Source organism: Cognatishimia activa, assembly GCF_001458335.1.
Classification (GTDB): domain Bacteria; phylum Pseudomonadota; class Alphaproteobacteria; order Rhodobacterales; family Rhodobacteraceae; genus Cognatishimia; species Cognatishimia activa.
This window is the reverse complement of the sequence record NZ_CYTO01000024.1, coordinates 134,401-147,696: the sequence shown is the minus strand read 5'-3', so window position 1 is coordinate 147,696 and position 13,296 is coordinate 134,401. Positions and strand designations below refer to the sequence as shown.

Here is a 13,296-nt window from a genome sequence, read left to right as displayed (position 1 = left end):
TATTCCTCCGGCCAACCACGTTTCGGTTCTGGGTCCAGATGTGCCAGTGGGGCAAGGGTTTTTCAACTCAAAACCCAAACCGGAGACTTCTGATGCCCGCCCCTTTCACCGCATTTGAGACGCTGTCACAAATGGAGCCCAACATCGCGTTCCACGCCGCCACCGCGACCCTCGCGTTTTGCCTGACCCCTTTCGTTTTGTGGCGCAGAAAACGAGATCACCTGCACAAAAAGCTCGGATATATTTGGGTCACCGCGATGGCGTTGACGGCCCTGTCTGCATTCACGATCTCAAACATCGGTGGTGTCGGTCGCTTTAGCCTGCTGCATGGGCTTGCCGTTTTGACTTTGTGGACCCTAGTTGTTGCCATCCGTATGGCCATCAAAGGCGACATCAAAGGTCACCAAGCCGCGCTTCGCAACCTAGCAACCTTTGGCCTTGGCTTACCCATGGTCCTTACCTTCTTGCCGCATCGCACTTTCCAGAAGGCCTTTTCGGCCGAAAGCCCATGGGCCGGACTCGTGGTGATGTCAGTGATTTATATTGCGGTCATCGTTTGGAGAACGAAGCGACGCAAAAGGTATAGCGCAAGAAGCGTGCTCGCTCCGAGGCGGGTCAACGGCGCGGACTTGTTCCAATAAGTAACTGACAAGCTGGAGAAAAGCGTCGACTTCATGGCCAGCCTGAACCAAGGCGCAGCGCCCCCAATGTTCACAATTCCATGGTAAGCGGGTCGAGCCAAGCAGTAATATTTAGCCTGCTTAAAAAGGCTGCCCATTTCTTTTTTGGAAACTGCGGATTTGGTCTTTTCATCGCAGAACCGGTTCGATATAGACCCGTTCACCAAGTCATGTGCGGTCGTGGCGGAATTGGTAGACGCGCAGCGTTGAGGTCGCTGTGGGGTAACTCCCGTGGAAGTTCGAGTCTTCTCGACCGCACCATTTCACAGATTTTTCTTGAAATTTTAGATGCTTAGATGGGCCAGGAAACAAGCCCTCGCATATTAACCTGTTTCGGTTATTGTTTTTGAATTTCCGGGGAGCCATCAGGGTTTCATCTGACCCGTTTGATGATCGTACCAGCCTCTGACCTCTCGGGTCGGCATCGACCCGCTACACCGCTATTCTGATCAATTGACGGGCGACAAATGCGCCCGTCAATTTGGTTGTCTACTAGGCGAAATAGACGCCCTCTTCTTCCATAGGCAATGAAGCCACCATCACACCAGAAGCTGCCGCGATGGCATTGGCCAAAGCAGGCGCTGATGGTGGCGTGCCCGGCTCGCCCACACCTGAAGGTGCTGCTTCAGACTTCACGATATGCACATCAATGCCCCGAATATCGCTGATGCGGAGTGGCTCGTAATCCGGGAAATTATATTGCTCAACTTCACCGCCTGCGAGCGTGATCTGATCGCGCATCACATGGCCAATTCCATAGCCAATGCCACCTTCCATCTGCGCCTTGATCACATCTGGGTTCACTGGAATGCCGCAATCGACAACGCAGGTGACATTCTCGATGACGATGCCATCATCAGGGTTGCCCGAAATCTCGGCAATCTCTGCCACATATGTGCCAAAGGACTTATGCACCGCGACGCCTTGATAACGCCCCTCGGGCGCGTTGCCCCAATTTGCTTTTTCGGCGACCAAGCGCAACACATTGGCTTTGCGTTTTTGGTCGTCGCCCTCACCGCTTAGATACGCGAGACGGAATTCAACCGGATCGGCGCTCGCAGCTTTGGCGGCCTGATCCATCATGACCTCCATCACATAGGCTGTGTGGGTGTGCCCAACAGAGCGCCACCACAGCGTGCTTGTCGCTTTGGGAGTATCCGTGAGACCGACGAACATACCTGGGATCTGGTAAGGGCCATCCGCAGTACCTTCCACAGAGCTGTGGTCGATCCCATCACGCACGGCCATCGCCTCGAACGCGGTGCCCTTCATGATAGATTGACCGGCAACGTGGTGATCCCAGCCGACGATCTTGCCGCCGGTCAAGCCAACGCGCACGCGATGACCCACCGCCGGACGATAATAGCCAGACCGCATATCATCTTCACGCGACCAGACCAGTTTCACTGGACGTTTGCGGTCAGTGATGACAAAGGCCAGCGCTGCTTCTACTTGATAATCTGCATCCGGCGTTGCGCGGCGACCAAAAGAACCACCCGCCAACATCGTGTTGATGCGGACTTTTTCCATAGGCAGCTCAAAGATCTGGCTCAGCGCCATATGCGGACCGGTCGGCGCCTGACATCCATCATGCAGCGTCACACCGCCATCGGCATTGGCCTCGATCGTGCAGTTAAGCGGTTCCATCGGAGCATGCGCCAGCAGCGGGAAGTAGAAGGTTTGTTCCACAACAGTCTCGGCTCCATCCACCGCGGATTTGGTCGCAGCATGATCGGTTTTGGAGACGTTGTAGGTCGGTGCTTCATCCAAAGCGGCCATGATCTCAGATTTGATCTCGTCACTGCTGCGGGTTTCCGCAGCGGACATGTCCCAGTCCACCGATAGCAAATCACGCGCTTGGAATGCCGCCCATGTGTCTTCGGCATAAACCGCAACGCCTGCCTTGTTTGGCAGAGTCGCAGCGCGGATGAAGCCTTTGACCTCAGAACACGCGCTGTCATCAAAACCGGCGACCAAACCACCGCGCGAGGGCGCGCGAGAAATCACGGCGACCATCTGGTTCGGCAGATGCAAGTCCATCGCGAACATCGCCTTACCATTGGTTTTAATTGGACTATCCAATCGACGCACGTCTGGGTTGCCAATCAATCGCCATTCCGAAGGTGGTGTGAGCGGAGGATCTGCTGGCGCTTCCATCGTCGAAGCAGCCGCGACGAAATCGCCGATCGGAGCAGTTTTGCCGCCGCCGGTTACGATACCTTCAACGATCTTCAGACCACTTGCATCAACGCCCCAAGCATCGGCGGCGGCTTTGATCAACAGTTCACGCGCGGCTGCACCAGCTTGTCGGTATTGCATGAAAGAGTTGGCCATCGCGGTTGAACCGCCAGTACCTTGGAAACCACCAAAGAAGGTGTTCGCGTAGATTTCAGGGTTGGACGGCGCGAATTCATAGGTGATTTGCTCGATTGACACGCCGAGCTCTTCGGCGATCAGTGTGGACAGACCGGTCGCAGGCCCTTGCCCCTTTTCAAAGTGTTTGACAATGCCCGTGACCTGACCGTCAGACGCCACTTTGACAAATGGGTTAAGCATTGCATCGGTTTCGCCAGCAGCCAAAGCGCCATCGGGACGCACGCCCAAAACAAGTACTGCAGCGCTTGCGCTTGCGAGGAAACCCCGGCGAGATACTTTCATAGTCATCGCTTAGGCCTCCAAAATATCGGACGCGCGCTGGATCGCAGCGCGGATACGTTGATAGGTGGCGCAGCGGCAGGCATTGCCATGCATATAGTCGTGAATGTCATCCACCGATGGTTTGGGGTTTTCGGTCAAAAGCCCCACTGCAGACATGATCTGACCGGACTGACAGTAGCCGCACTGAACAACGTCCATTTCGACCCAAGCCTGTTGCACAGCAGCGCCAACTTTAGTGTCTTCCATTGCCTCAATGGTGGTGATCTCAGCGCCTTCTACATCCTCAATGTAAGTCTGGCAGGAGCGTGTCGGCTCACCATCCACATGCACGGTACAGGCACCGCAGGACGCGACGCCGCACCCAAATTTTGTCCCTGTGAGTTTCAGTTCATCCCGGATCACCCACAACAGCGGAGTGCCCGGCTCGGCCTCCACCGTTGTCGGATTTCCGTTCAATTTTAGTGAAATCGCCATGCTTGGTCTCCCTGGCTGCGAACCTGTAAACTTGATAGTTTACCGTAGCGTTAGAGGCTCACACTGTAAACCCGCCAGTTTACAGCATTTGACCCTTTAGCAGGTTTGCGCCTATAGCTTAGCGAATGAATGATAGCTCTGGACAAGACTCGGTCAAAAACTCCCAAATCGTCGAGGCGGCAACCGCGGAATTTTTGGAGAACGGCTTTGCAAATGCGAGTATGGATCGCATTTCGGCCCGTGCCGAAGTGTCTAAGCGCACCGTCTATAAGCACTTTGAAAGCAAAGAAAATCTCTTTCGAGAATTGATCCGGCGCCACTTGGCCAAATTCACTGAGACGGTGAATGTGACCTACGACAAGGACCGCGATATTCGAGAACAGCTTTTGGACCTGGCACGTGCGGAAGGAACGCTGCTGACATCTGAAGAAGTCATGCTGACAACCCGGCTTGTGATGAGCGAAATTCTGCGCCGCCCAGATCTTGTGGAAAAAACCCAAGAGAAAACAGATTTCAAAGCCGCCTTCGTCAACTTACTTCGAAAAGCCGCCGAAGATGACAAACTGCGCATTGAAGATGCAAATGCCGCGGCGGATGAATTTTTAGCGCTGATCAAAGGTAAGGCTTTTTGGCCCGTGGTGTTTGGTGCGCCTGTTGTGTCTGAAGAAGAGATGGCTCGAATTGTCGAAAATAGCGTTGATATGATGATGAGCCGCTACGCAGTCTGACTTCCCTCCCGGCCGAAAACGTCAATTGCCTCTATCGTATACCGCAAAGCTCAAAGCTTGTTGAATTTTCAAGTCAGTTGTTTGCGCTCGTGCCTACGCGAGGCGCTACATCTCGCCGGAAGGATGACGGCACATCCCCCGTCCAGCGCCTAAACGCGCGATGGAACGTCGAGGCAGAAGAAAAACCGGTTTCCTCGGCGATAACTTCCACCGCAAGCCCCTCCCTCAATTTCGCAATCGCAACATCACGGCGCAGGTCATCTTTGATGGCTTGAAAAGACGTATTTTGCGACTGCAAATGACGAATGAGTGTGCGCGGCGTAAGATGTAAGGCGTTTGCAGTGTCATCTAGGGTCACATCAAAGCTTTGGCTTTGCAAAATCGCGCGTATTCGCCTTGTTAAATTATGATCTTGGGACGTGGTGAAAATCCAATCCCGAGGTGCACGCGTTAGAAAGGCATGGAGATCTGCCGTGGTCCGCTGTACCGACCGCGACCACAAACGGCGATCAAACGCGATTGATGAATGGTCTTTTGAAAAATCCACTTCGACCGGAAATAGGACAGAGTAATCCGAGGCAAAGGTCGGCCGAGGAAACACGAAGCTGACCCGAACGAGCGACAGTTCTTGCCCAGACAGCCAAGACGCCAAACCATGAGTAAGTTTCAATAGCAACATATGCCCAAAACGATTGACCTCGGCATCGTCGCTTACCCCTGCTCTTGGCCTTATCGCCAAAGACACCAGCTCCTCTCTGGCCTCAAGATGCAATTGGTAATCGTCGAGAACGAGATTCCAAAAAGTCACCATGCGGAACATGGCAGCACCGAGTGAAGACGCGCCAATCATAGACGTGCAAATCTGTTTAAGCGCACCTGATCGAATGGGTCGGCTCCAGAGCCCCATCATCTCATCGCCAGTCATACGAGAGGCGGCTTGGTAGAGCTCGACAATCTGGTCACGCGACACTCGGCTTAGTCTGGCATCCGCTGGCGTCGATAAACCCGCACGCTTCAAACAAGCCTGATAATCCTCGTCAGACGCAATCCCTTGGATGGCGCGAAGCAAATCCTCAATCAGTGAAAAACTCACGGTGGAAATGCGCGAGTTGTCTAAAAAACGCTCCATGAGGCACAGAGAAACCCAATTTGTCAGTTATGGCAAATATTTTGTCAATATTGGCGATTAAACGGCGCAAAGCGCTACCCTATACGTCATTTTAAGCAAATAGCCAGGAGGCCTGCAAAATGATTTCGGTGAGAAATGACGATTTCGAAAACCTAGAGCTGGAAAAAGAAGAAGATGGCGTCTGGATAGTCACGCTGAACCGACCAAACAAAAGAAACGCGCTGAATCTCGAAACCATCGAAGAGCTGGTGACCCTTTTCTCCAATGCTCCCCGTGCGGGCGCGCAAGCGATTGTCCTTGCAGCGTCCGGAGACCATTTTTGCGCGGGCCTTGATCTGGTGGAACATCATGACGAAGACCGCAGCCCGGCAGACTTCATGCATGTATGCCTGCGCTGGCACGAAGCGTTCAATAAAATGGAATACGGCGGTGTGCCCGTGATTGCCGCGTTGAAAGGCGCCGTGGTTGGTGGCGGGTTGGAGCTTGCGAGCGCCGCTCATATTCGGGTTGCAGACGAAACCACCTATTTTGCGCTTCCAGAAGGCCAACGCGGCCTCTTCACTGGCGGGGGTGCAACCATTCGCGTGACCGACCTCATCGGTAAAGCGCGCATGATCGACATGATGCTCACGGGACGCGTTTACCAAGGTCAAGAAGCCATCGACTTAGGCCTGGCGCAGTATCTTGTGGGCGGATCAAGTTTTGACAAAGCGGTTGAACTGGCGCGACGTGCGGCGGCCAACCTGCCACTGACAAATTTTGCGATCTGTTCCGCAGTAAGCCATATGCAAAATATGTCTGCCCTTGATGCGGCCTATGCAGAAGCGGTGGTCGCTGGCGTGGTCAATACCCAACCGGATGCAAGAGCGCGCCTTGCGGCATTTGCCGACAAAACCGCAGCGCGTGTGAGGCCCAACTCTTGATGACACCTTCAACCGCGTCAGTTATGCGTAGGTGACGCGGTGGCGACCTGAACTTTTGATTTCATTTTATCAAAAAATTTGACCACATTGGTGGTAAAAAAAGCCAAAACATTTCACAAAACAAACTTATCGGTGATTTTAAGGTTTCATAGGTTTGAATTTCTGCGCCGATCACAAAGGGTAAAACCAGACCCCACATCTCGAATGTTACTTCGATTTCAGACTCATGGCTGAAGCTCGACAATTTAACCTTAAAAGATCAAAATAAAATATTGATATATATCTAGAAAATACTCTCAGCCTTATTCAGAACGACACCAAGCAATTGTGTCTTGTCTGCCAAGGCTTGTTCGGCGCGCTGGACCTCTTCTGGTAACGTTTGACCACCGCCAACGACCAGCAGAACTCCATCAACGTTTGGCAAAAAGCCAAGCACATCATCGCTATCGAGCACTGATGGCAGGTCGAAAATCACCATGTCTGGGCAAAGCAAATCCTGCATTTCCGAAAGCACATCCGTGGTCATCATCTGCTGGATCAGCTCTGAGGAGTGATAGACTTTTGTATCGTTCAGCCCCAGTGCCAGCGAGCGACCAGCACGGATCAAATATTCTTCTGGTGCAATACGGCCAGACAAATAGTCACTCAATCGCCCCGGGTTCTCGACCCCAAGTAGGTTCGCAAGGCTAGGGCTGGTGAAGTGCATATCAAACAGGACAGTACGCACGCTTTCCATGCGCGCCACCGACAAGGCGAGGTTGGCGGCAACAAAGCTTGCGCCGCACCCCTCGGTCACCCCGGTCACTGCAATCCGCGTCCAGCCATGTTCCCGCATCGCGAGCAACAAACGCGTACGCAACATGTCGAACCGTTTATGCACCGGATCGGTCTTTTGGGCGGTCACAATGCGTTGGCCCCGCAAGTGTGCTTCATCCAAGGAAATCTCGTGCATCTCATCCCAAAGCACCTGGGCTTCATCGCCCATTGCCATGTAGAGGTCTGATTGTGAGGCCTTTGTTAGCTTGTCACTCATCACGGTTTTCCTTCTTCGTCCCCGCCCGTTTATCCGCGAATATGGGGCAAATTATGGCGAAATCTCAATTTTTGCCGCCTGTTGCGATCTAGAAACCCAGCAAATTCGCTTCTGTGATAGCCTTACGAACGAAGACGGCTCTATTGCTCTCCGGAGCCCAACCAAGGACGTCTTTGGGCAAACTGTTGTCAAAAGGCGAGAAATGCGCTCGAGATTTCCAGTCTGCAAGGCTGGGCCGGATCGCTCCTGTGCGACGCAAAGCATGTTTCTTCAACAGGTATTTCACCGCATCCGCAGCCCAGAAAGCATTGAGGTTGCCGAAAGATACTTTGATCTTTGCGCCCAATTCCGTGTGGATCGCTGCAAAATAATCCCGTGCAGACATCATTGGATCTGCGACAAGGTTGAAGGATTTTCCAACGGCTTCTTCGTTTTGCATCATCAAGACAAGCCCCTTGGCCACATCATCGATCAACACAAATGGCAAAATATTCGTGCCCGGCCCCCAAATACGCACAGCACCGGCCCCATGCCAGCGGCCGATGCCCCAATGTTGCAGCGGACCACCCTCACCTACCACAATGCCCGGACGGGCAATCACAAGGGGTAAGCCTTTGGAGTCGTGCAGTTTCAGAAGCTCTTCTTCACATTTCGCTTTAGAGCGCGCATAGAGGTTCCGGTCGGTCATGTCATCGCCAAACCCTGTGTGCTCGGTGATCGTCTCATCAGGTTTGCTCATGTCATAAGACGCGATTGTGCCGGTATAGATGAAACGACTGACCTCGGCCTCCATCGCAGCTTCTGCGATGCCAACGGTCACACCGACATCGTTCTGCAGGCAGGCCTCCCACGTGGTGTCGAGCGATTTTCCAAGGTGATAAACCGCCTCAATACCTTGCATCGCTTGCGTCAAAGCTGCTTTGTCTGACAGGGCAGCGGAGTAAAGCTCCACATGATCGGCGATATCATCAAATGGGCCAGATTGCCCTCGACTAAGGACACGCACATCTTTGCCTTGCGCCACCAACTCACGTGTCAGCGCACGGCCGATAAATCCGGTGCCCCCAATCACCAAAACGCTTGGTTTGGGCTTACGGCGCGACTTTGGCTTAGGCTTTGCTGCCGGCTTCGGCATCTTCGCAATTGTGTCATCGATGCCTTGCATGACGTTCAACGCCGCCGCGCCGTCAAAACGGGCGTCCAGCGGCGTTCCGTCCTGCAAACTCTTATAGAAGGCGGCAAAAAGTCCTTGAAAGCTAAGACCATAGGCCGATTTTCGGTTCAGGCTGGTCACCTGACGCGTCGCATTCACCAGCCCCTCTTTGAGGTGTTGCCCCACCTGATCCAGCTGTTTTCGCAAAGGGTTCAGAACGATGTCTGAGGCGTTCTCGCGCTGCATAATCAAAGTGTCGTTGGCATAATCCAATCGCGCGGAGGCAGTGCTGCCGCGCACGGTCATGGATCGGTCGTCACAGGTTTCCACAAGCGAGATATGAAAAGTCACATCTACATCCCCTGCCCGCGCAATGACACGCCAGCTTTGGGGTCGATCGGTGTCCGCGGGCAGCTCAATCGGTTTACCCAAGCTAAGATGCTCGATCTCTACCGGACCAAAAAGATCCACCGCAAATGCATATAGATGCGGCCCCAGCTCTAAAAGTAAGTTTTTGGGCTCTTTCAGCAACCATAGCCCGAAGGGCCCAGACCGCAGCGGAGCGAGTGGGAAGTGCCAGTTGATCTCTGCCGAGGTGATCTTGCCGAGATCCCCTTTGGCGACGGCATCCTTCAAGCGGCCATAGGACGGAAGCCCCATAAAGTTATGACCCGCCGCAAAGGTTTTCCCCGACTTTTCAGCCATTTGAACGATTTCCTGAGTATCCTCGACGCTCAAGGCAACCGGCTTTTCCACCAAACAATGCACCCCGGCTTCCAAGCATTTCTGCGCGAGTGCCGCGTGGCTGTTCGGTGGTGTAAGGATATGCACCGCCTCACAAACACCCGCCGCAAGCATTTCATCAAGATCGTAATAGGCCACAACACCATGCGCCTCCGCAAAGGCATCTGCTGCAGATCTTGAAAGGTCACACACCGCAACAAGCTGTGCGCCGTCGGTCACCTTCAAAGCTTCGGCGTGCCAATCTGCGATATAGCCTGCGCCAATGATGGCGGTTTTGATAGGAGTGTTTGTCATCATTTATACTCGATAATGTGCATCTTGCGTCCCAGCAGGCGGCGGCGGTGGAACTCAAACATGCCAATGGCATTGGGGATTTTCGAAAGGGTGATCAGCCGCGCCAAACGGCGGGCACGTTTTAAGGGCAAGCCTTCATCCACAAGCCCTTTGGAAATGCGAACAAAGTTGTAGCCGTAAGCGCCAAGGGCAAGCATCGCGATCAAAGGCGCGAAGATTAGTCCGCCAAGGAAGACGATTGGTAGGAAGATGCCATAAAGTGCCACACGTTTTTGTTCGCGCGCGAAATAAGGTGAGTGCATGTAGCCGACTTGTGCAAAACCATGTCCCGAGCGTACGGCCCGTTGCCACCATTGCCCAAAACGCAGCATCGCAGCGTCGTGGCGGGTCATCTCTTGTGGGAGGCGATGGATCTTCCAACCTGCTTTGCGCACGCGCACACAAAATTCATCATCTTCTGCAGCGATTACTTGATCATCAAAAGGGCCAGCGTCTTCAATAGCTTGCCGCCTGACCATCATGTCGCCACCACAGGTCAGGATATCGCCCGCCGGGCGATCCCACTCATGGTGGCAAAGATCGTTATAGACGCTTTCATCGGGATGGATTTCACGGCGCCAGCCGGTGACAATCCCGTAATTTTCATTTGAATTTAACGCAGCCAATCCTTGCGGAAGCCACTCCGGATCAAGTGCGCAATCCCCGTCGACGAACTGGATGTATTCAGGGCAGCCATCCCGGCAAAGATGTTCATACCCTTCGCGCCGCGCACGGGCTGCTGTGAAAGGGCGATCTGGGCTAAGCTCAACCACCTCGACCCCTTGCAATCTTGCATAAGCAACAGAGCCATCGGTTGATCCAGAATCCACATAGACCACACGCAGCCCATCCAAGGATGCAAGGCATGCCTTCAGCCGATCCCCTTCATTGCGTCCAATCGCGACAACGGCAATATCGCCAGTCATTGCCCTGCCTCCGGCCGCAGATCGCTTGGCGGATCACCCGCACCGTAGCCATCAAACAGCTCTGACAGCCAAGCGGCCTCCTTGGAAACCGAGAATTCAGAAATCACCTGCGCACGGCCCGCAGCGCCCATTTCTGAATTACGGATTGGATCTTCACTCATCTCTTTCAGAGCGCCTGCCAGTGCAGACACCTCCCCTGGAGACACCAGCCGACCAGACACACCGTCTTCCACCAGCTCAGGCACGCCTGCAATCTTGGTCGTGACCACCGGCAGGCCTGCTGCCATCGCTTCCATCAAGACAACGGGAACCCCTTCCGCGAAGCTTGGCAGCACAAAGACACTATGCGTTTTGAGATATTCAGCCACATCTGATTGGGATTTGTAGCCCACAAAATCCACGCGCTGAGAAACACCCAAGTCCCGCGCTTTGGCCTGCAAAGCATCGCGATCCGGGCCGTCACCAACGATGGTTAGCTCCGCGTTTGGCAAATCCACCAAAGCCTCTAGCAGAACAGGAATCCCTTTCACGGCAGCCAAGCGACCTACAAATAAGAATTTGTTTTTGTTTAGTTTTTCAGCGTCACTGTAAAGACTTGGATCCACGCCACAATGCACAATATGCAGCTTGTTCCATTGTTCAGTCGTGGAAAAACTCATAGCTTGGGAGCGGCAGAAATGGCTGATGCAGGCGACAAATCGCGCCTTCTCAATCTTCTTATCCAATCGCCAGTGTTGCGGCGCAAAAAAGATGTCAGGACCATGCAGCGTGAAACTAAACGGAATGCCGGTCATTTCAGACATCAGCATCGCAACAGAGCAGCTGGATTTGGCGATATGATTATGCAGATGCGTGACATCTTGATCCTGCAAATGTGCACCCAGCACCGCCGCTTCGGCAAAGTAAAACAATTGATAAAGGGTATTCTTTGTCCCACCAGGGTTGGTGGTCAGCGCCAACCTTAAAGACTCAAAATATCGACCTGGGTTTTGTCGCAAGAAGCGCCAGTGGCAACTTAGCAGATGCAGCGGCGACTTAGCGGCCTTTAGGACATGAAACGTACGCGCAGTTTCCGCGCGTTGCTCTGGACCAACGTGATGTTCCGCGCCTGTTTGGCGAATGGAACAGGTCACAACCTCGCGCCCCATGGCGCGTAACGCGGCAACCTCGCGCTGAATGAACGTGTCCGTAGCGCGGGGGTATTCCCCTGTCAGATAGGCAATTTTGTTTAACGCGCCCATGGCATCGGCTCCATGGGTTTGCAGGAGGTTGTCATTTCTTGCGAACCGGTATCGTCGCCAGCGTTTTGAATCGCCAAAGTGACCTCATTCACATGCAAAGCAAAATCACCCGACAAACGGCTGTCTCGACCCGCATCAATCGCATCAAGAAGCTCAAGCGGTCCCAAAGCAAAGTTCATTGCCGCCGCTCCCATCGGTTTGACCTTTGGATGCGTTTGACCCTTGATTGAAATCCGTTTTCCAAAAGGGTTTTCCAACAATCTACGGCGTATGATAAGTCGCTTAAAAAACTTCACCCGCGCGGAATTATCCCATGCTTTCTTGACCTTAAGCACACCGTCGTCACCGATGATGCGGATCTGATGGTCGTGCGGCGCGACAATTGAACAGGTAAGGCGAACCACTGGACCATCTTCAAAGAAGAGGGTCGCTATCGACACATCCGGCGTGCCCTGCCCGCTTGGAGACTTGTTTGGCACCACTTCTGCCGACGCCGCCACCACGCGGCGCACCGGCCCAAACCATGAAATCAGCCACGTCAAATAATACCCTGCATGTTCCAAAGTGCAGCCCACTTGAAATTCGTCTTTCGCGGGCCAAGGCGCGCCACTTTCACTTTTCCATCCAGAAAATGGCGCTTGCGGGATAAACCCATCATCCAGTTCCGCATAAACCAACCGCACAGTGCCAGCGATATGATCGCGGATTGCCTTACCCAAGGTTTGCGCAGTTTCTCCTAACACGCTGCAGGGGGCCGAAGCGGCTTGAAGCCCTTTCTCTTCGGCCAACTGATGGACCGCCTTTGCGTCTTTGACGGACACCGCTAGAGGTTTTTCCGAATAGACGTGATGGCCTGCATTCAAGCAGGCCGTGTTGATTTCGAAATGACTACTGGGATTAGTCAGATTCAATACAACTGACCCTGCCGGCAGTGACGCCAAGAGAGCATCTAAGTCAGGGACGCTTGGCACATCCCAATGGGCGCAAAAGGCGTCCAAACGCGCTGGATCGCGATCAAACGCCCCGCTAATCTGCACATGCGGAAAGGTCGCCAAAGACCTCATATAGAGATCGGCGACATAGCCACAGCCGATGATTGCCAAAGGCCTCATAATTCTTGCCTGCTCTTACTTGTCTAACGACACGCATTTATGCCGCGAATTGTCCCCTATTTGGTCGCAAAAATCGACAAGAATACGTCAGCCATCGGGCAATTCGGAAATAAACGCAAAAAACACATGCAACATGGAATTGTGAGGCAAGCGTGATAAACA

General features: G+C 53.5%; 11 protein-coding genes and 1 tRNA gene. 4 read left to right on the top strand and 8 right to left on the bottom strand.

The window, feature by feature from the left end; all coding sequences use genetic code 11:
* Window positions 1–92 precede the first annotated feature (92 nt).
* Window positions 93–641, top strand: coding sequence for a DUF2306 domain-containing protein (locus tag TA5113_RS11890; RefSeq protein ID WP_058313985.1), 549 nt, complete (start codon window positions 93–95; stop codon window positions 639–641).
* A gap of 213 nt (window positions 642–854) precedes the next feature.
* Window positions 855–941: transfer RNA gene (locus TA5113_RS11885), tRNA-Leu, on the top strand.
* 231 nt (window positions 942–1,172) lie between these two features.
* Here the strand turns inward: TA5113_RS11885 and TA5113_RS11880 are convergent.
* Together TA5113_RS11880 and TA5113_RS11875 are read right to left on the bottom strand one after the other, a co-directional pair.
* Window positions 1,173–3,344, bottom strand: a complete 2,172-nt coding sequence (locus tag TA5113_RS11880; protein WP_058313984.1) for a xanthine dehydrogenase family protein molybdopterin-binding subunit — start codon at window positions 3,342–3,344, stop codon at window positions 1,173–1,175.
* Between the two features lie 3 nt (window positions 3,345–3,347).
* A complete protein-coding gene (locus TA5113_RS11875) occupies window positions 3,348–3,812 on the bottom strand; it encodes a (2Fe-2S)-binding protein (RefSeq protein WP_058313983.1) in 465 nt (154 codons plus the stop codon).
* Between the two features lie 125 nt (window positions 3,813–3,937).
* Here TA5113_RS11875 and TA5113_RS11870 point away from each other — a divergent pair, with 125 nt between their 5' ends.
* Window positions 3,938–4,540, top strand: a complete 603-nt coding sequence (locus TA5113_RS11870) for a TetR/AcrR family transcriptional regulator (protein ID WP_058313982.1) — start codon at window positions 3,938–3,940, stop codon at window positions 4,538–4,540.
* A 73-nt stretch (window positions 4,541–4,613) separates the two neighbouring features.
* Here the strand turns inward: TA5113_RS11870 and TA5113_RS11865 are convergent, their stop codons facing one another.
* Complete coding sequence (locus TA5113_RS11865) at window positions 4,614–5,669, bottom strand: AraC family transcriptional regulator (RefSeq protein WP_058313981.1); 1,056 nt, start codon at window positions 5,667–5,669, stop codon at window positions 4,614–4,616.
* A 119-nt stretch (window positions 5,670–5,788) separates the two neighbouring features.
* On the opposite strand from TA5113_RS11865, the gene TA5113_RS11860 reads away from it, so the two are divergent.
* The gene (locus tag TA5113_RS11860; protein ID WP_058313980.1) at window positions 5,789–6,592 is read left to right on the top strand and encodes a crotonase/enoyl-CoA hydratase family protein; all 804 of its coding nucleotides are present in this window, start codon (window positions 5,789–5,791) and stop codon (window positions 6,590–6,592) included.
* 283 nt (window positions 6,593–6,875) lie between these two features.
* Here the strand turns inward: TA5113_RS11860 and TA5113_RS11855 are convergent, their stop codons facing one another.
* The 5 genes from TA5113_RS11855 to TA5113_RS11835 form a co-directional block, all read right to left on the bottom strand.
* The gene (locus tag TA5113_RS11855; RefSeq protein WP_058316723.1) at window positions 6,876–7,625 is read right to left on the bottom strand and encodes a CpsD/CapB family tyrosine-protein kinase; all 750 of its coding nucleotides are present in this window, start codon (window positions 7,623–7,625) and stop codon (window positions 6,876–6,878) included.
* A gap of 88 nt (window positions 7,626–7,713) precedes the next feature.
* Complete coding sequence (locus TA5113_RS11850; protein ID WP_058314070.1) at window positions 7,714–9,816, bottom strand: NAD-dependent epimerase/dehydratase family protein; 2,103 nt, start codon at window positions 9,814–9,816, stop codon at window positions 7,714–7,716.
* Entirely contained in the window at window positions 9,816–10,781 is a 966-nt protein-coding gene (locus tag TA5113_RS11845) for a glycosyltransferase family 2 protein (protein ID WP_058313977.1), read from the bottom strand. The genes TA5113_RS11850 and TA5113_RS11845 overlap by 1 nt, the downstream gene beginning before the upstream one ends.
* Window positions 10,778–12,022, bottom strand: coding sequence for a glycosyltransferase family 4 protein (locus TA5113_RS11840; protein ID WP_058313976.1), 1,245 nt, complete (start codon window positions 12,020–12,022; stop codon window positions 10,778–10,780). The genes TA5113_RS11845 and TA5113_RS11840 overlap by 4 nt, the downstream gene beginning before the upstream one ends.
* Window positions 12,010–13,134, bottom strand: a complete 1,125-nt coding sequence (locus TA5113_RS11835) for a Gfo/Idh/MocA family protein (RefSeq protein WP_058313975.1) — start codon at window positions 13,132–13,134, stop codon at window positions 12,010–12,012. The genes TA5113_RS11840 and TA5113_RS11835 overlap by 13 nt, the downstream gene beginning before the upstream one ends.
* Between the last annotated feature and the right edge of the window lie 162 nt (window positions 13,135–13,296).